Annotated in this window: 18 protein-coding genes; 7 read left to right on the top strand and 11 right to left on the bottom strand. The window is 68.0% G+C overall.

The window, feature by feature from the left end; genetic code table 11:
* Positions 1 to 130 precede the first annotated feature (130 nt).
* The gene (locus ACZ7SW_RS42305) at positions 131 to 898 is read right to left on the bottom strand and encodes an alpha/beta fold hydrolase (RefSeq protein ID WP_470236063.1); all 768 of its coding nucleotides are present in this window, start codon (positions 896 to 898) and stop codon (positions 131 to 133) included.
* A gap of 205 nt (positions 899 to 1,103) precedes the next feature.
* Here ACZ7SW_RS42305 and ACZ7SW_RS42310 point away from each other — a divergent pair, with 205 nt between their 5' ends.
* Entirely contained in the window at positions 1,104 to 1,697 is a 594-nt protein-coding gene (locus ACZ7SW_RS42310; protein WP_470236003.1) for a TetR/AcrR family transcriptional regulator, read from the top strand.
* Here ACZ7SW_RS42310 and ACZ7SW_RS42315 read toward each other — a convergent pair.
* The gene (locus tag ACZ7SW_RS42315; RefSeq protein WP_470236004.1) at positions 1,678 to 2,748 is read right to left on the bottom strand and encodes a DUF6670 family protein; all 1,071 of its coding nucleotides are present in this window, start codon (positions 2,746 to 2,748) and stop codon (positions 1,678 to 1,680) included. The genes ACZ7SW_RS42310 and ACZ7SW_RS42315 overlap by 20 nt on opposite strands.
* A gap of 68 nt (positions 2,749 to 2,816) precedes the next feature.
* Here ACZ7SW_RS42315 and ACZ7SW_RS42320 point away from each other — a divergent pair, with 68 nt between their 5' ends.
* Positions 2,817 to 4,367 carry an FAD-binding oxidoreductase gene (locus ACZ7SW_RS42320; RefSeq protein WP_470236005.1) on the top strand — a complete coding sequence of 517 codons (1,551 nt, stop codon included), beginning with the start codon at positions 2,817 to 2,819 and terminating at the stop codon, positions 4,365 to 4,367.
* Between the two features lie 3 nt (positions 4,368 to 4,370).
* On the opposite strand, the gene ACZ7SW_RS42325 is transcribed toward ACZ7SW_RS42320, so the two are convergent.
* The 3 genes from ACZ7SW_RS42325 to ACZ7SW_RS42335 all read right to left on the bottom strand — a co-directional run bounded on the left by ACZ7SW_RS42325 (position 4,371) and on the right by ACZ7SW_RS42335 (position 9,088).
* A complete protein-coding gene (locus tag ACZ7SW_RS42325; RefSeq protein WP_470236006.1) occupies positions 4,371 to 5,786 on the bottom strand; it encodes a phytoene desaturase family protein in 1,416 nt (471 codons plus the stop codon).
* Positions 5,783 to 7,567, bottom strand: a complete 1,785-nt coding sequence (locus tag ACZ7SW_RS42330; protein WP_470236007.1) for a DUF3556 domain-containing protein — start codon at positions 7,565 to 7,567, stop codon at positions 5,783 to 5,785. The genes ACZ7SW_RS42325 and ACZ7SW_RS42330 overlap by 4 nt, the downstream gene beginning before the upstream one ends.
* 78 nt (positions 7,568 to 7,645) lie before the next feature.
* Positions 7,646 to 9,088, bottom strand: a complete 1,443-nt coding sequence (locus tag ACZ7SW_RS42335; protein WP_470236008.1) for a class I adenylate-forming enzyme family protein — start codon at positions 9,086 to 9,088, stop codon at positions 7,646 to 7,648.
* A 187-nt stretch (positions 9,089 to 9,275) separates the two neighbouring features.
* On the opposite strand from ACZ7SW_RS42335, the gene ACZ7SW_RS42340 reads away from it, so the two are divergent.
* From ACZ7SW_RS42340 to ACZ7SW_RS42355, 4 genes are all read left to right on the top strand, one after another.
* Positions 9,276 to 10,517 carry a PucR family transcriptional regulator gene (locus ACZ7SW_RS42340; RefSeq protein WP_470236009.1) on the top strand — a complete coding sequence of 414 codons (1,242 nt, stop codon included), beginning with the start codon at positions 9,276 to 9,278 and terminating at the stop codon, positions 10,515 to 10,517.
* A 201-nt stretch (positions 10,518 to 10,718) separates the two neighbouring features.
* Positions 10,719 to 11,003, top strand: coding sequence for a hypothetical protein (locus tag ACZ7SW_RS42345; protein ID WP_344271141.1), 285 nt, complete (start codon positions 10,719 to 10,721; stop codon positions 11,001 to 11,003).
* A 61-nt stretch (positions 11,004 to 11,064) separates the two neighbouring features.
* The gene (locus tag ACZ7SW_RS42350; RefSeq protein ID WP_470236010.1) at positions 11,065 to 11,817 is read left to right on the top strand and encodes an SDR family NAD(P)-dependent oxidoreductase; all 753 of its coding nucleotides are present in this window, start codon (positions 11,065 to 11,067) and stop codon (positions 11,815 to 11,817) included.
* Between the two features lie 614 nt (positions 11,818 to 12,431).
* The gene (locus ACZ7SW_RS42355; protein WP_470236011.1) at positions 12,432 to 13,289 is read left to right on the top strand and encodes a LysR family transcriptional regulator; all 858 of its coding nucleotides are present in this window, start codon (positions 12,432 to 12,434) and stop codon (positions 13,287 to 13,289) included.
* Here the strand turns inward: ACZ7SW_RS42355 and ACZ7SW_RS42360 are convergent.
* The 5 genes from ACZ7SW_RS42360 to wzm all read right to left on the bottom strand — a co-directional run bounded on the left by ACZ7SW_RS42360 (position 13,243) and on the right by wzm (position 18,177).
* The gene (locus tag ACZ7SW_RS42360) at positions 13,243 to 14,109 is read right to left on the bottom strand and encodes a hypothetical protein (RefSeq protein ID WP_470236012.1); all 867 of its coding nucleotides are present in this window, start codon (positions 14,107 to 14,109) and stop codon (positions 13,243 to 13,245) included. The genes ACZ7SW_RS42355 and ACZ7SW_RS42360 overlap by 47 nt on opposite strands.
* Before the next feature lie 184 nt (positions 14,110 to 14,293).
* Positions 14,294 to 14,803, bottom strand: coding sequence for an isochorismatase family protein (locus tag ACZ7SW_RS42365; protein WP_470236013.1), 510 nt, complete (start codon positions 14,801 to 14,803; stop codon positions 14,294 to 14,296).
* A 136-nt stretch (positions 14,804 to 14,939) separates the two neighbouring features.
* A complete protein-coding gene (locus ACZ7SW_RS42370; RefSeq protein WP_470236014.1) occupies positions 14,940 to 15,236 on the bottom strand; it encodes a hypothetical protein in 297 nt (98 codons plus the stop codon).
* Between the two features lie 842 nt (positions 15,237 to 16,078).
* Entirely contained in the window at positions 16,079 to 17,158 is a 1,080-nt protein-coding gene (locus ACZ7SW_RS42375) for a glycoside hydrolase family 3 N-terminal domain-containing protein (protein WP_470236015.1), read from the bottom strand.
* 110 nt (positions 17,159 to 17,268) lie between these two features.
* Entirely contained in the window at positions 17,269 to 18,177 is a 909-nt protein-coding gene (gene wzm / locus ACZ7SW_RS42380; RefSeq protein ID WP_470236016.1) for a galactan export ABC transporter permease subunit Wzm/RfbD, read from the bottom strand.
* A gap of 58 nt (positions 18,178 to 18,235) precedes the next feature.
* Here wzm and ACZ7SW_RS42385 point away from each other — a divergent pair, with 58 nt between their 5' ends.
* A complete protein-coding gene (locus ACZ7SW_RS42385; RefSeq protein WP_470236064.1) occupies positions 18,236 to 19,564 on the top strand; it encodes a class I adenylate-forming enzyme family protein in 1,329 nt (442 codons plus the stop codon).
* Here ACZ7SW_RS42385 and ACZ7SW_RS42390 read toward each other — a convergent pair.
* The gene (locus tag ACZ7SW_RS42390) at positions 19,554 to 20,078 is read right to left on the bottom strand and encodes a chloride channel protein (protein WP_470236017.1); all 525 of its coding nucleotides are present in this window, start codon (positions 20,076 to 20,078) and stop codon (positions 19,554 to 19,556) included. The genes ACZ7SW_RS42385 and ACZ7SW_RS42390 overlap by 11 nt on opposite strands.
* Between the last annotated feature and the right edge of the window lie 6 nt (positions 20,079 to 20,084).

The raw sequence follows: 20,084 nt of genomic DNA on the forward strand, positions 1-20,084 counted from the left end.
GAGGTGCTTGTCAAGGCATCTTTCCCGCCTTGACAAGCACCTCCGCGCCGTAGTCACACTCAGCTTCGGGGTGCCCCCACGCAACACCGCAGCAATGTCGCCGCCAGGCGACGAGCCCGAGCCAAGAGACTCACCCAAGAACCCCCCGCAACCGAACAGCGAACGCCCCAGGCTGCCCCGGATACCCGCTCCCCTCCCCCAAGAACCCCCCATGATGACTCGGAAACACAGTCACCCCAGTCCCCATCCGCCCAGCAAGAGCCCGAACAGTCCGCCCAGTAAACGTATCCCCGGTCTCCTCCCCCACAGCCAAAACAACCCGAGCCCCCGAAGCCCTCAGCCCCTCCACATCCACCACATAGTCAATAACCGGCCGAGACCGAGAAGACAACAACGGATCATCCCGCCTGCCGTCATCCTCAACAGGCAACCCGAACCGAACGGGATCAGCCCCCGGCTGCGCGAAAAACTCCTCAGTAAACTCCCCAACCCAACTGGTCATAGCGATAAACGCAGCCATCCCATACCCCCACCCCCGCTCCAGATACCGCTCAGTCACCCCATCACAAGCCCGCGCGGCCCCCTCGACATCCGGCAACGCCCAAATCACCGGCGGCTCATGCGCCACCAACGTCACCACATCCCCCGGATACCCCGCCACCAACGCCAGCGCGGTGACCGCCCCACCACTGCTGCCGAACAAATCAACCGGCCCCACCCCGAGCGCCTCAATCACCGCATGCACATCCCCAGCCTGCACCTCAGGCCGATTCTCCGTACGCCCGTCAGACCGAGTACTGCGCCCAAGCCCCCGCGGGTCATAAGTAACCACCGCCCGCTCCGGAAACAGCGCCGCGAGCTCGCTGAACCCACCTGCCTCCATCGGCTGCCCGATCATCACCAACGGCCGGCTCCCCTCCGAAACCGGCTGATTGTGCACGTCGTAAACAATGTCCGCACCGTCAGTAACAAGGTGATGAGTAGACACAGCGACACTCCCCTGTCTCGCGAAACCCGTGCGAGCAGCCTACCAACGCGAGCAACCCCACAGCGTCCACAATGGACCAACGCGCCCCGCGAGCAGGATCGGCTATGCTGAGCAGGTGGCGAATTCGGCAGGCAGCAAAGGAATGCCGCGACCCGAACGGGAGCGGCTGATTCTCGACGCCGCCGTCCAGGAGTTCGGCGCCCAGGGCTACGCCCACGCCTCAGTAGCCGCCATCGCCCGCCGGGCGGAAATTTCCAAACCGCTGGTATACGGCTATTTCGAGTCCAAGGACGGCCTCTACCTGGCCTGCCTGCACCGCGGCGCGGCCCCGCTGGTCGACGCCGTCACCGAAGCCCAGACCGGCACCGGTCTGACCCGAGCCCTTGGCACCCTGGAAGCGATCTTCCGCACCCTGGAACCCCGCCGCCTGGACTGGGCCGTCCTCTGGGACCCGACGCTGCCCCCGGGCTCCGCAGTGGACGAAGCCGCCCGCTCCTACCGTCGCAAACTGTCGGCACTCGGCGCGGAAGGCACCCAAGAAGCCTTGTCCACAGCCGGTTTCGCCGATCCCGCGGACGCCTCCCTGTTCGCCCGCATCTGGTACGGCGCGGTAGCCGCCACCGTCAACTGGTGGCTGGAGCACCCGGAAGAACCCGCCGAAATCACCGCTCAACGCTGCGCGCGCATCCTTACCTCCCTGCGCGGCTGACTTCGCAATCCACCCACTCGAAGTACCCACTCCCCGACACCGGCCGCCCCCGAAACGCGCCGGAATACGTGTACGCGCCGACATACCCGCGTCCATGTCCATACCTCAATGGACTGTCCACAACCGCCTCCAACGCCACGACTTCCTCCGCCCCATCCCGCACCGTCCACCGAAACCGCTCCGGCACCCGCATCTCCCGCCCCCGCGGATCAACCTCCGGCTCGGCCCGATGCTCCACCTCGACCCGCACCTCCCGGAACACCGCCGCGTCACCGTCAAGCGTGCGCAAATACGCGAGCCGACAAGCGGTCGCCCCAGCCGCCCGAACGTCGGTCAGCAACAACTGCGTTCGATCATCGAGATTGATGATCTGATAGGTGAAGAAGTCAATCGGCAACTTGAACCGCGGCGGCAACGGCGTACGCCGAAGTGCTTGCGGCGAAACCGATCGCGCGTACTCGACAGTGCAGAGACCACCGATCTCGGTCTCACCGGTGTCGTCAGTAATCATCCCGCTGAAAGTCGCGAGCAGACTCAAATGGTCATACGCCGGATTGCGCACAAACCACGAAACCTGCGGCGTCGCGGTGATCGCCAAGTCCGCCGAGAACCCGGAGTAACGCGCATGCACCTGATACGACGGATGCGCCGCTTCGATAGCCAGATCCGAGTCCCACTCCAGCCGTGAACCGTCCTCCGCGAAGCGGCATTCGGTGTGCGAATCGTAGGCCTGATAGTGGTGATGCCCAGGCGCGGCGGTAGACGACAGGACGGTCGTGGTGCGACGAGCGTCGGAGGTCGCGAGGTAGTCGTTGTCGAAGCAGACCGCGCCGGTGCTGCCGATCAGCGTCATCGTGTTGAGGTAGCGATGCGGCCCCGGCAGTTGCGGCACGAAGATGCCGTAATGCGTCCACGCCCAGGTCCGCGAGTCCGGATGCGGCCGCAGGAGATCGGGCCGGTCGAACGGCCTCGCGGACTCTTCGATCCGCTGGTCGAAGCGGGGCAGCACCCGGTTCACCACGAACGGCGCGGCAGCGGTCAGCACGCTCATCTTTCCTCCTCAGTGCCTATTACCCTAGAGTAAGTTACTCAAGGGTCAATTCGGAAGGGAGCAGACGGATGACACGGTCCTGGTGGGGTTGGGGCGACACCGAGGAAGCGTTGACCGCCGAGGAGTCGGAGGCACTGGTCGCGCGCACGTCCGCCTTCCTGCCCGCGCATGACTTCACCGACCACGCTCCTCCCTCGCCGGACGATCTGCCGGTTCCACCGTCCCGCCTCCGCCCGCCCGCCGCGCTGGCCCGGCTGTGCTCGACCGACCGGACCGACCGGCTGTCGCACGCGCGCGGCAAGGCTTTCCGGGACGTCGTCCGGAACCTGGAAGGACGGGTCGAAGCGGTGCCGGACCTCATCGCGCGCCCGGAGTCCGAGCAGGATGTGCTCGACCTCTTGGACTGGTGTTCCACCAGCAGCACGCCGGTAATCCCCTACGGCGGCGGCAGTTCCGTCGTCGGCGGCGTCGAACCGCGGTTCCCCGCGCCCGCGGTGTCGCTGGATCTCGGCCGCCTCGACCAGGTCGTGGAGATCGACCCGACGAGCCGCGCCGCCCGAATCCAGGCCGGGGTGTACGGGCCCGCCCTGGAGGACCAGCTCCGCCCGCACGGGCTGACGCTGCGGCACTATCCCCAGTCGTTCACGCACTCCACGCTCGGCGGCTGGCTGGCGACCCGCGCCGGCGGCCACTTCGCCACGCTGGCCACGCACATCGACGACCTCACCGAGTCCCTGCGCGTCGTGACCCCGGCCGGCATCAGCGAGTCGCGACGGTTGCCCGGTTCGGGGGCCGGACCGTCGCCGGATCGGCTGTTCCTCGGCTCGGAAGGCACACTGGGCGTGATCACCGAAGCTTGGATGCGACTGCAGGAACGTCCACACTGGCAGGCGAAAGCCTCAGTGAGCTTCGCCCGCTACGCCGACGCAGTACAAGCGACCCGGGCGATCGCCCAGTCCGGCCTGTACCCGGCGAACTGCCGACTCCTCGACGCCGGCGAAGCGTTCCTCAACACCGGCGTCCAGGCGGACGGCTTGCTGCTGCTCGCGTTCGAGTCCGCCGACCATCCGGTGGACGCCTGGCTGGACCGCGCGCTCGAACTCACCTCAGACCACGGCGGCACCGTCACCGCCCGCCGCGGCGAATCCGGTTCGGCGTGGCGCTCCGCGTTCCTGCGGATGCCGTACCAGCGCGACGCGCTCGCCCGCCGGTCGATGGTGGTGGAGACCTTCGAGACCGCCTGCACCTGGGACGCGTTCGAATCCCTGCACGAGGCAGTCACGACGGCCGCGAACGCGGCGATCGCCGAGATCTGCGGCGCGGGCGTGGTGACCTGCCGGTTCACCCACGTGTACCCAGACGGTCCCGCGCCGTACTACGGCATCTACGCGACCGGCCGCTGGGGCAGCACCGTCGCGCAGTGGGACGAGCTGAAAACCGCGGTGTCCGAAGCGATTCTGTCGAGCGGCGGCACGATCACCCATCATCACTCGGTCGGCCGCGACCACCGCCCGTGGTACGACCGGCAGCGCCCGGATCCGTTCGCCGCCGCCCTGTCCGCGGCGAAGAACGCCCTCGACCCAGCTGGTGTGCTGAATCCGGGGGTCCTGATCCGGTAATCCTTACCGCCTCAGGTACCGCAACGCCCGCGCCGCCGCGTGACTGCCACACATCCCGTGCGCGCCCGGTCCCGGCGGCGTGGCCGCGGAACACACGAAGTGCCCCGGAACGCCGACGTCGTAAGGCTGCAAGGTTGTGCGCGGACCGAACACCAGCTGCCGCACGTCCTTCGCACCGGTGAGGATGTTCCCGCCGACGAAGTTCGGGTTCCCGGCAGCGAATTCCGCCGACGACGTGGCCACCGAACCGATGACGCGCTCCCGGAAGCCCGGCGCGAACCGTTCGATCTGCGCGGTGATCGCCTCGGTGGCGTCACCGGTGTAGCCATGCGGCACATGCGCGTACGCCCACACCGGATGCACATTGCCGACCGAACGGGACGGATCGGCCAGGTATTGCTGACCCAGCAAGACAAACGGCCGCTCCGGCATCCGTCCATTGTGTACTTCGCGTTCTCCCGCGGTGACTTCCGCCGCAGAACCTCCCAGGTGGACAGTCCCGGCCGACCGCGCTTCCGGCGACCGCCACGGAATTCCGTCCTGCACCGCGAAGTCTACTTTGAACGCACCGGGACCGTAGCGAAACCGCTCGTACGCCCGACGGATCCGCGGCGGCAACCGGTCGCCGAGCACCGAAGCCAGCGTGTTCGGCCCGACATCCCACACCACCACGTCCGCCCGCGGCAGCTGCGACACCGACTGCACCCGCACGCCGGTCTCGATCTTCCCGCCGAAATCGGCCACCAGCGCGGCCAACGCGTCGCTGATCGCCCGCGACCCGCCCTCGGCGACCGCCCAGCCGTGCCGGTGGCCCGCGGTGAGAATGCCGAGCCCGATCGCGGACGACAGCGGCCGGTCCAGCGGCCGGAACGCGTGCGCCGCCACGCCCAGCCACAACGCACGAGCCTGTTCGGTGCGGAAGTACCGGGCCAGGACGGTCGCCGGAGCGACCGTCGGCAGACCGAACCGGGCCAGCAGCAACGGATGTTCTGGTACTCGCAGCAGCGGGCCGAGAATGTCCTCACTCAGCGCGTCATAGTTCTGCGCTGGCGAGGAAAACAGCGTCGACCAGCGCCGTTCGTCCAGACCAAGCCCGGCGGCGGTGGCGGAGACCGAGCGCCGCAGGACACCGGCAGTGCCGTCGTCGAGCGGGTGCACGCAATCGATCTCCGGTAGCCGCCAGCGCAGGCCGTACCGCTCGAGCCCGAGGTCGGTCAGCACCGGCGAACCAACCGCCATCGGATGCGTCGCGGAGCAGTGGTCATGGAGCAGGCCGGGGACGATCGCCTCGTAGGTGCGGGTGCCGCCGCCGATTTCGTCGGCGGCCTCCAGCACCGTCACGTCGACCCCGGCGCGCGCCAGCACAGCCGCCGCAGCGAGCCCGTTGGGGCCGCTGCCGACCACGACCGCCGTGGTCATGCCAGCACGCTGCTCGTCGTCGCGGGGCTCGCGGTCCAGGTGACGGTGAGCGGAATCGGGCCGTTCGGCAGCCACGGCTGTTCGTTGACCGCGTCGGCCACCGTCCAGTGGCCGCGCTCGATCACGCCCAGCGCCGCGTCAATCACCTGGTAATGCTGCACCTTCGAGTGGATGGCCTGCGACTCGACCCACACCACGATCCATTCGCCGGGCGCGAAGCCGACCCGCTTCTGCACCGCGTTGACGAAGCTGAGGTCGTGCAAATGCCCGTCGCCGAAGTTGAAGCCGAGGATCGAGTTGCAGCCGAATTCAGCCTCGCGCACGGTCCGCGCGTCGAGGTCCGGCAGGCTCTTCGCGAGCACGGAGAACAAACCGCGACCCTGGCTGTGCATCGACCGCCAGGCAATCGTCTGCTGCATGGTGATCTCGGCGATTTCGGCGGGGTAGCCCATCGCCTGCAGCTGGTCGACCTGGTTCTTCGTCGGCCGGTGCGGCAACGTGTTCAGCTTCGCCTCAGCACCCGGCGCGAACGCCCACAGCGCCGACGCCCAGTTGCCCGCGTACTGCCGCATCGACGGCAGGAACGACACCAGATCCGGCCGCAGGTTGCCCAGAATCGGGAAGAACAGCAGGGCGGCCGCGATCACGACGGCGAGCCAGCCCGGCGTCATGTCGCCAACGCCGTACCCAGCGCTCGCGGGGAAGCCGAGGAACAGGAAGATCGCGAGGTATCCGAAGAGGATGTTCCATTCCAGCGGCACGGCCAGCGGGAACGTGGACGTGATGAACAGGTGGAAGACCACCATCAGCGCGACCCCGGCGAGCGTGACCCAGTGATTGGTAGAGAACAGCAGCACCAGCGGGGTAATGATTTCCACCGTCGTCCCGCCGACGTGCGCCATGAACGTCGCGAGCTTCGACGGCCGGAGGTCCTTCGGGAAATCGCGGTAATGCGCTCGCTTCAGCCATTTGAACGGCACGCACGGGCTGTTGGACACCATCGGCGGCACCACATTCGTGAAGTGCTTGCCGAACTTCGAGACGCCCGCACCGATCCAGACCAGGCAGATCAGCAGTTTCGCGGCGATGATCATGTTCACGAACGGCAGGAACGCGAAGAACACCAACGCGGGCAGATACTGTTCACCCCGCGCGGCAAGGAAAACTGTCTTGTCCCGCAAGCCATTCAGCACATACAGCACGATCGGCGCGATGAGCAATGCCGGACGTACCAGCCCCGAGGTGTTGCCTGGCAGAGCCGCCAAGAGCGTAGCGTCCGGGACGCCCGGCAGCACGATCGCGGTCAGCAGCGTGGCGAGAAAAGCGAGGTACAGCAGCACATCGAAGCCGCTTCGCCGGTCGCCCGCGGTGAACGGCACACGCTTCCACGGCCGCAGCCGGATCGTTCCGGGACGCGCCCAGAACAGAATCCCGCCGGTCATCGGCTTGAACTTACCCGCGATCGGCCCCCAGGAACCGGCGACGCCGACCGCTTCCAGCAGTACCGTCCACAGCACGAGCTTTTGGTAAACCACCGGTTCGTGCCACCACGCGGCGACGTCCCAGAACGGGCCGACGCCGGACGTCGCGGTCACCAACGCCACCCCGGCCAGCACGTAGAGGAAAGCCAGCTTCACCACGTAGGTGGCCGGGATCATCTTGGGCGAGCCGAATCCGAACTGGACCCAGTGCAGCGCGAGCGCCTTGGTCCGTTCGAACAGTGGCTTCCGCAGGAAGGTCTCCGGATCGACCGGGGGAAAGTCCCCTGTCTTGAACCCCATTGTTCTCCGCCTTTCTCCGGGCAGCATCGACCGGGCCCGCTGCCGCGGGCACGGATTGTTTCTTTCCAAAGAGTGGAATCAGCCCGCCGCGGCGAGTTCCCGGCGCAGCGCGGGTTTGTCGATCTTGCCGACCGGATTCCTCGGCAGCGCGGGCACGATGTCGATCCGCACCGGCACCTTCACCCGCGTCAGCCGGGCCCGGCAATGGGCAAGCAGCTCGGCCTCGCTCACGACCGCGGCCGGGTACAGCGTCACGGTCGCGACCGGCAGCTCGCCGAGCACCGGATGCGGCGCGCCGACCACCGCGGCTTCCAGCACCGCCGGGTGCGCGTGCAGTGCGTTCTCGATCTCCTTGGGGTAGAGGTTCTCCCCGCCCCGGATGATCATGTCCTTGATGCGGTCGACCAGGACGAGGTAACCGTCCTCGTCGAACCGCCCGACGTCGCCGGTGTGCAGCCAGCCGTCGACGATCGTCGCGGCGGTGGCCTCGGGCCGGTTGAGATAACCGCGCATCACGTTCGAGCCGCGGACCACGACCTCGCCAGGCCCGTCGGTCACTAGTCGCCCCTGCGGGTCCATCAACGCGACTTCCTGACCGGGCAGCGGACGCCCGACGGTGCCCGGTTTACGCGGTCCGGCCAGCGGATTCAGCGTCGAAGCACAGCTTCCCTCGGACAGTCCATAGCCCTCGACCACCACCACACCGAACCGTTGCTCGACGCGCTGGATCAGCTCGGCGGGCATCGGCGCGGCACCGCAGACCACCAGCCGCAGCGAAGAAGTGTCCGGCTGCACAGTGTCCGGGAGACCCGCCAGCCGCGCGTAAATCGCTGGTACGGCAGAGAAATACGTCGGACGGACTCGCTCGATGACGCTGAAGAAGCTTTCGGCACGGAACCTCGCGGTGATGGTCGAACGACCACCAGCGAACAGCGGCGCGAGCACGCTGACCACGATTCCGTTGACGTGGAACAGCGGCAAGATCAGCAAACTGTGGTCCGCTGGACCGAGTTCGAGCGCGTTGACGATCATTTCGGTCATCGCCCGCACGTTGCCGTGATCGAGCACCACGCCTTTCGGCTGTCCCGTGGTGCCGCTGGTGTAGATGAGCAACGCGATCGCCTGATCGTCGCCGGCCACCGGACCCTCGTCCGGCGCGGCTGTCGCCAGCTCCTCCAGCCGCGTTGTCACCAGGTCCGAATCCTCTTGCCCCACCACGACTTTCGCTTGCGCGTCCGCGATCTGGAACGAGGCCTCGCCGTCGGTCAGCTCCGGGTTCACCGGCGTGACCGCGGCACCGAGCCGCCAGGCCGCGAACAACACCACCGCGAACTCCACCCGATTCGGCAGCAGCACCGCGACGACGTCACCCGCGCCGACCCCTCGGGCCCGCAACGCGGCCGCCGCGCCGCGCACTCGCACCGCGAAACCGGCGTTGCCGAGTTCGCCGTGTTCGTCAGCGAGACAGGGCAGGTTCGGGTTCCGCCGGGCCCGTTCTTCAGGCAGCGCCGCGAGGTGCATCGTCGAAGTCCTTTCCCAGGGCGGCTTAGTGGGAAATGACGGTAAGGACGGGCAGTGACGCGGACCATAGGCCGCAGAACCGAAGGTCTCGCGCGTCGTTGTGCCCGGGTCACAATCGCCCGCACCGAGGGGGTGAACGAGGCCGCTCGCCTGTCGTCGCGGCGGACCGGTGGTTACCCTGACCGCCATGTCCGACGCCGTCGACGCCGTCGTGGCCGAGCTCGCGCACGCCATCGACGCCGACCTTCCCGCGCGCACCGCCGAGCTCACCGACTGGTTCGTCGAGGTGATCCCGGAGTTCCGGCACGACGAGACGGTCCGCAAGCTCATGATCGCCAGCACGTCGGCGAATCTGGTCGCGATCCTCGACATGCTGTCGCATTCCATCCCGCTCGAACGGATCACCATCCCGCCCGCGGCGGCCGAGTACGCGCGCCGGTTCGCCCAGCACGAGCTGTCGCTGGAGGCGTTGCTGCGCGCGTACCGGCTCGGCGAGCACCGGTTCGAGCAGTGGGCGATCGAGGCGCTGGAGCGGATGCCGGACCTCAGCACCCAGCTCGCGCTCGCCGTGCTGGCCGAGCTGTCCCGCCGTACGAACCGCTACATCGACCAGGTCATCGAGGGCCTCATCGACATCTTCGAGACCGAACGCCGGCGCTGGAGCAGCCGCACCGGAGCCGCGCGGGCCGCGCAGATCCGGCTGGTGCTCGATTCGGACACCCTCACCGAGGACGCCGCACAGCAGCTGCTCGCCTTCCCGATGCGGCAGTGGCACTGCGCGGCCGTCGCGTGGCTGCCCGCCGAGGGCGCGGGCGAACTGCAAGCCGCGGCCAGGTTGCTCCAAGAGGTGTGCGGGCGTGGTCCGGCGCTCACCATGCTGGCCGACGACCGCACGCTGTGGAGCTGGACGGTCAGCGCGGAACACGACGACATCGAGGTCGAACAACTCCGCTCCGGCGTCACCGACATCGGCGGCGGCCTGCGGCTGGCCCTGGGCGCGCCGGGCTACGGGCTGGCCGGATTCCGCGGTTCGCTGCGCGAGGCGGTGCGAGCGCGGGCCGTCGCGGAGACCGACGAGGACCAGAGCCTGAACGTGGTGCTGTTCGACGACGTCGCGATCGCCGCCCTGCTCACCGAGCAGTCCGACGACGTGTACCGCTGGATCGCGCGGGTCCTCGGAGACCTCGTCGCCGACGATCCCGGCACCGAACAGCTGCGCGAGACGCTGCGAGTCTTCCTCGACACCGACGGCAGCTACACGCACGCTGCCGCCCGGCTGCACCTGCACAAGAACACCGTTCACTACCGCGTCCGCAAGGCCGAGGAACTGTGCGGACGGCCGCTCGCCGACCATCGGCTGGAAGTGGAGGTCGCCCTGCGTGCGGCCACTTTGCTGCGCAAGCGGCTGCCGTGGAACGAACCCGGCTGATCTCGTTTGTCCATTGTGGATTCTTTTGCCTTCTCGCGATGCCGTGTTAGCCTGACGCCGTGCTGCGCCTCATGACGTCCGAGCGACTCGTAACCCAGCGCGCCGGCTGAACCAGGCTGCCGGCGCGCATGCTGGCGTACGCCGTTTTCTTTCTTCGGGACCTGGCCCCTTTCCCGCCAGACCTTCTTCCCGGAGAACGCCATGTCCTTGAGCACCTTTTCGTCCGCCCCGTACACCTCCGCTCCCGCCATGCTGGTCCGCCGCCGGATCGCGACGTACTTCGTCGGCGGCATCGACCAGATCCCCGGTCTGGTCGCCACGCTGACCCAGCACGGGAAGCTGATCCACGAACTGTCCGTCGACGTCCGCGAGGGCGTCCGGGAAAGCAGCATGGTCAGCACGGTCCTGGTCAGCCCCGATGCGCTCGACTCGCTGCTGGACGCCCTTCGTGACCTGTCGTCCGTCGTCTCCGCGGAACTGGCCTGATCCGGCCGCTCTCCCGGCCCGGCGGCAGACTGGGGTCCCCACCAGCGAAAGGGCACCCCACATGCGTTTGGCCGACAAGATCGCCCTGATCACCGGCGCTTCGAGCGGAATGGGCCGAGCGGCCGCCCTCACCTTCGCCCGCGAAGGCGCGACGGTCGTCGTCACTGACGTCGAAGACACTGACGGCGCCGCTGTGGCCGAGGAGATCCGCGCGCTCGGCGGCCAGGCCGAATACCACCGCCTGGACGTCACCGACGAGGCTTCCTGGACCGCTGCGATTGCCGACGTCCTGGACCGCCACGGAAAGCTCGACGTGCTGGTCAACAACGCCGGCATCAGCGGCACCTTCGACCCAGACCTGACCAGCACGGCCTTCTATGACCGCCTGCTGCAAGTCAACGCCCGCGGAGTGTTCCTGGGCATCAAACACGGCACCGCGGCGATGTCCGGCAGGGGCGGCGGTTCGATCGTGAACCTGACGTCGATCTCAGCCTCGATCGGCCAGGTCGGCGTGCACCTGGGATACGCCGCGTCCAAGGGCGCGATCAAAGCGATGACGACCACCGCATCGGTCCACTACGCAGGCGAGGGCATCCGAGTCAACGCGGTGGCGCCCGGCCTTCTGCCGCCCATGCGCACCTCGCGCGGCTCCACGGATCCGGTGTGGCGAGCGAAGCAGGTGGAAGGCGTCCCGATGGGGCGGACGGGGGAGGTGCAGGAGGTCGCTGACGTGATTCTGTTCCTGGCTTCCGCGGAGTCCTCTTATGTGACTGGGGTGGAGATCTTGGTGGATGGCGGGTTTACGGCGCAGTAAGGCTCTCTCGGCTCTTCGGTTCCGGGAGCTCCTGGGTTCCCCGGGGCTCCTGGGCTCCTGGGCTCCCCGGACTCCCTGGACTCCCTGGACTCCCTGGACTCCCGGACTCCCGGACTCCCGGGCTCCCGGGCTCCCGGGCTCCCGGGCTCCCGGGCTCCCGGGCTCCTGGGTTCCTGGGGCTCCCACGGAATTCGGCGAAAGCCCCACGCCCCTCGGTGCGTTGTCCAGCGCGCGTCCCGTCCGCTGTCAGCTCCTCATCCCCAGCGGACGAGCCCCTCCCGGCCCTGGGCACCCGTCCCGCCTCGGCTGCCCACCGGACATGGCATCGCGGCTCTCCGCAACCGTCCGGTTCTCGCTAACCGCATCCGCAGAGCCCTCGCAGCCAACTGCCCCGCCCACCCGACTAACCCCCTGGCCCGGCACCGCGGCCACTCATCCAGGCCCTCCGCCTCGCACCAACTCCACCCGCGCGAACCCACCGCCTCTCGCCCCGGCCCGCCATCGGGCCCAGCTGCCGTGACCCCCGCCTCTGCCTGGATCCGCCGTCGCGAACCGGCCCGCGCGGTACGTTCGGCGAGCACCACTCTCCCGGTGGCGAGACGGAGGCGAAGCCGATGGAGCTGAGGCAGGTCGAACACTTCCTCGCCGTAGTCCGGCACCGCAACTTCACCCGCGCCGCGCAAGACGTGCACGTCGTGCAATCCGCGCTCAGTGCGTCCATCCGGAAACTGGAAGCCGATCTCGGCGCGGAGCTGTTCGACCGCACCACCCGCCGAGTCACTCTTACTCCCGCGGGCGACGCCCTGCTCCCCCTGGCTCACCAAATCGCCGCGGACGTCGACTCCGCCCGCGGCGAGGTGGCGGCGGTGACCGGCCTCGCGCGCGGCCGGGTGTCGATCGGAACCATCCAGACTCTGACCGTCATCGACCTGCCCGCGAAGCTGGGCGAATTCCGCGCCCGCTACCCAGGAATCCGGCTGCGCGTCCGGGAAGGAACGATCCCCGGACTGACCGCCGCGGTGTCCGACGGCGAACTGGATCTGTCCTATGTGGGCGGTCCGCTGCCTGAGGATTTGGCCGAGTTCGCCAGCTGGCAGCAAAACTTGGTCCTGCTCACCCACCCCGGACACCGCCTGTCGACCCGCCGCCGAGTCCGGCTGGCGGAACTGGACGGTGAACCTTTCGTAGATTTCACCGGCAGCGGCCTGCAAGCCCTGGTGGACCGAGCTTTCACCGAGGCCGGAGTCCGCCGCGACCAGGTGTGCGAAGCAACGAACGTCCCCCTGCTAGTCGACCTGGTCGCGGCCGGCCTGGGCGTCACCGTGGTTCCAGAACAAGTCGCCGCGAGGTCCGGACTGCCGTTCGCCCACCTCACCCAGCCGACGCTGGCCCGCACGATCTACCTGACCGGCCGCTCGGCAAACCTCACCAACCCGGCGGCACGGGCGCTGCTGGCCCACCTCCTCGCCTGACCCCACGCACCGGCGCGAGCACCAGCGCAAACCCGACCAACCCCAACACCAGCGCGACGGTCGTCAACCCGGTCATCCCGGCGACGAACGCCAACGCGAACGCGCGCCCGCCAAAGCGCCGCAACAACCGGACGACATCGCGAGTCCCTCCGTCGACCACCTCGACCTCGGCTGCCGGACCGACGCTGACTGCCGACTCGATGCCATCCGCCAAACTGCCGCCCGCCACCGACCCGACCCTGGCGGCGAGATCGGCGCTCGCCGCGAGATCGACTCTCGCGGCCGACTTGGCACCGGGCACCGGATCGGCACGCGCCACCAAGTCAGCATCGGCCGCCGGGCTGAGGCTGACAACCGACTCGACGCCAGCCGCAGGGCTGACAGCAGGCTCGACGCCAGCCGCAGAGTCGACACTCGCTATCGGTTCGACGGCTACCGACTCCGCGCTATGCACCGGCCCAACGCTGGCCGCCTGGTCGACGTTGGCCACCGACTCGACACTCGGCACCCAAGCGGCACCGCCCGCCCGGCCGACATTCGCCACCGACTCGACACCCAGCACCGCATCGGCACCGGCCGCCCGGCCGACGCTCACCACCGACTCGACACCCAGCACCGCATCGGCACCGGCCGCCCGGCCGACACTCGCCACCGACGTGACGCCGGGCGCCGACTCGACGCTCGCCGCCAGTCTTGCGTCGGCCACGGCGCGATCACCCACCGCACCGAAGGCAACGCCGTCCCGCACACCCCGGCGATCGTCCGCGCCTCCCGCAACATCCAGGCCAGTCTCGGTGTCGGCGGACCGGTCCGCCGACACGCCACCGTCCAGGTGCCGGTCGTCGCTTCGGGCTGGATCCTCGGCTGAGTCGCCAGGCGCAGACGTCATGGGCTGAGTATTGGCTCGCGTCGACCACCCGGTCCAACACCTGTTTTCGCTGCGATTCAGCGATGAAATCGATCGCGGAGGCTCAACAGTTGCCGTCGGCTCGACGGTGCCGGGATCAGGCGAAGACCACCTCCTCGCTTCCGACGAGTTTCACGCCTGCCGTCGAGAGTTCCTCGTCCACCCGGGCACTCCCCTCCGCGGCGGGGAGTTCGTCGTCGTAGGTGGCGTGGGCGTCTTGGACCAGCGTGACCTCATGACCGCGTTTGAGGGCAGCCAAGGAGGTGGCTCGGACGCAGAAGTCGCTCTGCATTCCGGCCACGACCAGCGGTGCTGACTCCGGCAGCAGGGAATCCAACGGGGTATCGGCGAAGGAGTCGGGCGTCTGTTTGTCGACGACGTGCTCGCCCAGGCGGACCTCGTGCACCAGTTCCCAGCCGGAGGTACCGGGCACGTCTGGGTCGTCGCCGGTGCCGTTGTTCCGGATGTGTACCACCTGCGCACCCGCGGCTCTCGCCCGCTCCAGGACACGCGAGATCGCGGCGGCGACGCGGTCGGCATCGGGCACTGGAGTGGGTGGGAGAAGCATGTTGTTCTGGACGTCGACGAGAAGCAGCACGGGAACCATGCCGGAAGCATCTCAGCGGGCACCGACAAAAAAGGCGCCTCGGCGTTCGCCCACAGGGATGAACACAAGCGAGTCTCGGCAATGCCCTGATGGGCAGCTGGCAGCGTTTTTGGAGCGGATGCTTCCAGGACCCGGGCTAGGAGTCTCGCCGTTCCTGTGCGGAATCCTGCTGCTGTGCCGACGGTCGAGGGTGCGGCATCGGACGCTGCCGGGCGACCGGGTAGCGCGCCAGGGGATGCGCCTCGTCCAGTCGGTGGCGGGCGCGGCGGGGCACGTCGTCCGACGGGGAGACCCAGCGGCGCATCGAGTCGTCCGGCGGGGAGGTTGGCGGAGGCGACGGAACAGAATGACGCCGGGCGGCGCGGCGCAGGAACACCACGGCCAGCACCACGAACACCGCGGCGACGGCCACCAGGAGCCACCAAGCTTGCATTCGTCCTCCCGTCGTGGGTGGGTCGCACGCAAGGGTGCCCGTTCGGCCCGCCGACAGCGCGATGTCCACACCGCCGGGTGTCACCGGAACGGGGGGTTGTTTGCTGGATAATCGCGGAGGCGGGCAAGGGGCTGCGCAGGTCCCGGCTACCACGCCGCCAGCAGGGGCCGCACGACGACCAGGCTCGCAGCTAGCCCGAAGGAAGGACACCGCTGACTGGCTGCCGCGTCACGGAGCCGGACGGCGAGAGATACCGGGAGCGAGGGCTGGACCCGTTCCGCGCGGCGAGTTGCATCGGGGCGGGATGCAGAACCTCGCGACACGGCGAGGCAGAGCGGAGCAGGATCCCAGGCTGCCCTGCGCAGCAAAGCACGCCGGGAGCAACGCCAAGACCCTTGCCACCCAGCGCACCGCGGGCAGGGGTAAGGACCTAGTCGCCCGGCACGGGAGACCAGCAGCAACGCGAGAACCTCATCGCGCAGCAGAGCACGTCGGACTCAGCAGCAAGCCCTTCGACGCAACCTCGGCGGCGAGGCTCAGCCGGAAGCAGCGCCCAGAGCGCGCTCAAACACCGACAACCTCACCGAGGAAAGCTCCCGCACAGCCTCAAGACCCAGACTCGCTGAAGAAAATTCACCTCACGGCGAGCGGAACAATTCCTCACAACCAGACGCACCTCACCGCCCGGCAAGCAAAGCCCGCCCCGCAACCAGACGCACCCCACCGCCCGGCAAGCAAAGACCCGCCCCGCAACCAGGCACTACACGGCAGCCCACCGCACGCCCAAACCCGCCCGAAGCAATCCCCTCACCAACGCACCAAAAACCCCACCCCCGAAGCCCTCACTTCACCCCGTCCCGCAACGACGACACCCGATCCACCGCCGCGGTGAACTCCCCATCCGGCAGCGATCCGTCCGACAACCCCGCGGCCAGCGCTGACGCCGCATCATCCCCCTGGCTCACATCCCGGGCCGAGGCCAGGATCAGGTCCATCCCGGCCTTCGCCGCCAGCACCGCGCGGTTTCCCGGCCCTCCATAGGACTTCAGCGCGCCGGCCTCCAAAGCGTCCGTCACGGTCACCCCCGCGAACTTCGTACTGTTTCGGAGTTCCTGCACGGCCGACGGCGAGAGTCCGGCCGGACGGGAGGCGTCCAGGGCCGGATACACGGCCCACGAGAGCATCACCAGCTTCACCCCCGCGTCGACCACCGGGCGGTAGGGAGCCTCGTCTTTAGCGCGCAGTTCAGGCAAGGGCACGTTCAACGTTACCGGCCCGACGTCTGTGTTGCTTCCGGCCGGGACGGCGCCAAGGCCGGGGAAGTGCTTGGCCGCCGCGGCGACTCCGGTTGCCTGCTGGGCGGTGACGAAATCCCGGCCCAGCGCACCGGCCACCTGGGGATCCTGGCTGTAAGACCGGCCGTACTTGTCGATGAAATTGCCCGGTTGGCGGTAGACATCCAGAACTGGCGCGAGGTTTACGTTCATGCCCACCCCAGCGAGGTTCTGACCAGCGCCGGTGCCAGCGGCTTTGGCCGCGGCCGACGGGTCCGAAGACTGGGCAACCTGCTTCGCCGAGAGAACCGGCTCTCCGGGCAAGCGGCGGACCTTGCCGCCTTCCTGGTCGGTCATCAGCAACAACGGGCGGTGCACCGGGCTTTGCGCGTTCGCGTCCCGTAATTGTCGTACGACGCCGCTAATCTGCTGGGAACTCGAGATGTTCTCGCCGAAGAAGATCACGCCTGCCGCTTCTCCGGCGCGGATGCGTTGCAGCAGAGCATCGGGCGGGGTCAGACCGGGATAGGAGTAGATCACCCGCTGTCCGGCCAGTTGCCGCGGGGTGAGTCCGGCGGGGGTGGCGGCGACCGTGCTCATCGCGAGCACCGTCACGCCGAGAGCCAGCAATGCCTTCCGACGCTTCATGTGGCCTCCGTTCGCGCGCGGGTCGTGGGGACAACGCTAAACCCCGGCGGGCGCGTTTGCTCGGCTGACGTCGGCGAGACCAGCGTCGGCTAAAGGGTCCTAAATGGACTTCAGACCCAGTAAGCGACCCGGGCTCGGTAATTGCGCAGCACCAGCAACGCCAGCGACCAGCCGACCACGGTCACCACACCCGCGACGAGCCAGTGCGTCCAGCTCTGCTGCTGCCCGACCAGCGGCGCGCGCACGATCTCGACGAAGTGGTACACCGGGTTGAGCTGCAGCAAATTCACCGCGACAGACCCGAATCCTTCGCGCGAGCCCTGGTTCATCGCGCGCACCTGGTCCATCGACCACATGATCGGCGTCGCGTAGAAGAGCATCGTGATGAAGCTCTGGATCACCGGCGGGATGTCGCGGAACCGCGTGGACACCACCCCGAACAGCAGCACCACCCACGCGCCGTTCAGCAAGACCAGCATCAGCGCGGGCACCGCGAGCAGCATTCCCCAGCCGAGCCCGGGGTGCAGGAGCGCGCCCGCCTTGTCCACCAAGCGGTACGGCTGCGAGAGCTTCCCGAAGAAGATCGCCAGCACCACCACGTACACGACGAGGTTGTGCGCCAGGTACAACGCCTGCCGCCACACCGTGCGCAGCGCGTACACCGACACCGGCGCCGGCAGCTGTTTGATCATCCCTTCGTTCGCGATGAACGTTTCCGAACCCTCAACGATGCAGCCGTTCATGAAGTTCCACAGGATGAGCCCGGTGGTGATGCTCGGCAGCAAGGTCGAGATGGAGGTGCCGAACAACGCGGAGTTCACCACGCCCAGCGCGAGCGCGGTGACCGCCATCCCGACAGTGATCCACAACGGGCCCAGCGACGAACGGCGGTAGCGCTGTTTGATGTCCTGCCACGCGAGCAACGCCCACAGCTCCCGGGCACGCAGCCCGGCCTGCAGGTCGGCAAAGGCGCGGCGCCAGCTTTTCGGTTCCGCGTCGATCGCGGGCGGAGCGGTCATGACAGCGAACCTAGCCGCGATCGCCGTTCCCGGCCAACACGCGACTACGGTGTGCCGGGTGAGCTTTTTCCTGTCCCGCGTCCTTTCCGCGCTCCGCGACGGCGGCGACACCGTGCTGTTCCACCACGACGACACCACAATGACGTACCGGGCGGCAGCACAGCTGCTGTCCCGGCTGTACAGTGGACTCGCCGAGGTACGCGGCATGGTGGCGATCGACGCCGCCAACCGGCCGGAAGTGGTGCTCACTCAGCTTGCCGCGCAGTTGCGAGGGCTGGAAGTCGTGCTGATCGCCGCGTCCGCGAGCCGTCCGGCACGGGCGGCGACGCTGGCGGCCACCGGGGCGAGCTTGCTCACCGACGCCGAACTCGACACGCTCGCCGTCGCGCGTCCGTCCACTCCGGACACTCTGCCGGATCGCGTCACGGCGATCTTCCCCAGCGGCGGCACCACCGGAACTCCGAAACTGATCCGGCACAGCGGAATCTACGACGGCGTGGCGCACATCTTCCAGCCGGACGGCACCAAGACCGCCCTCGTCACCGCCCCGCTCACGCATATGACTGGCAACGCCGCCGTCCTCGGTGCGCTCTGCTGCGGCAACACTGTTGTGCTGCACCGAGAGTTCGACGCCGAAACACTTCTCGCCGACGTGGAACGCCATCGCGTCACAACGCTTTCCCTTACTCCTCCGCGACTCGCCGCAGTACTCGAACATCCGGATCTGTCCACAACGGACGTATCCATCGTGCAGCAGCTATCCCTCGGGGCCGCACCGTTACCGCCCCGCCGGTTGGCCGAGGCGCTCAAGGTCTTCGGCCCGGTCGTCGGACAGGGTTACGGGCTCACCGAAGCACCGATGATCGCCAGCATCTCCGCGGACGAAGTCATTGCCCGGCCGGAACTTCTCGGCTCCGTCGGCCGCATCGTGCCAGGCATGGAGGCTCGGATCGAGAACGGCGAAGTACTCGTGCGCGGACTGTCCATGATGGACGGCTACCACGGACAACCGCTGATCGGCGACGGCTGGCTGCGCACCGGCGACCTCGGCCGTTTCGACCAGGACGGCTACCTCTATCTGGAGGACCGGATCGACGACGTCATCGTGACCGGCGAGCACGGCACGAAGGTCTCTTCGACCACAGTGGAGCACGCACTCCTCAGCCATCCCAAGGTGAAAGCCGCCGCAGTCGTCCCCGCGGCCGGGCCGGACGGAGCCCTTCTGCACGCCGTGGTGGTCGCCGCCAACACAACCGCTGACGAACTACGCGACCAGGTCCGCGAAGAACTCGGCGGCGAGCATTTCGTACCGTCCACTGTGGAGTTCCGCGACGAGCTACCACTGACTCCTGTGGGCAAAGTGGACAAACAACGACTCAAGCGCTGACCGACGGACCCAGCAGCCGTTCCCGGTGATACTCCTCGTGCAGGTCTCGCCGCCGCGCGTGCAGCAGTTGCGCCAACGTCACCTTGCCGAGCACGCGCGAGGGATCATGCCGGTCGACCACCAACGCCTGCGTCGTATGCCCGAGCGCAAGTTCGTTCGCGACGTCGCGCAAAGTATCGTCCGCATACACAATGACATCTGCCGACATCTGCACATCCGGTTGGTGCGTCATCACTTCATGCACGAAGAACGTCTCAAGTGGATCAGTGGTGTACTCGCGAGTGAGGTGCAGCCGACGCCGCGCGATCTTCTCGGTGAGCACGGAACGCTTGAGCAGCAACACCGAAAGCGCGTACGCCGAGAACGACGCGACGACGAGCGGAGGCAGATAACTCCACGCGTGGGTCAGTTCCAAAGTGAACACAATGCCGGACAGCGGCGACCTCATCACCCCGCCGACCACCGCGGCCAGCCCGCACGTCGCCCAGAATCCGGGCGCCACCTGAGGAAGCAAGCCTCC

It is taken from the genome of Amycolatopsis sp. NPDC114484 (genome assembly GCF_055633755.1).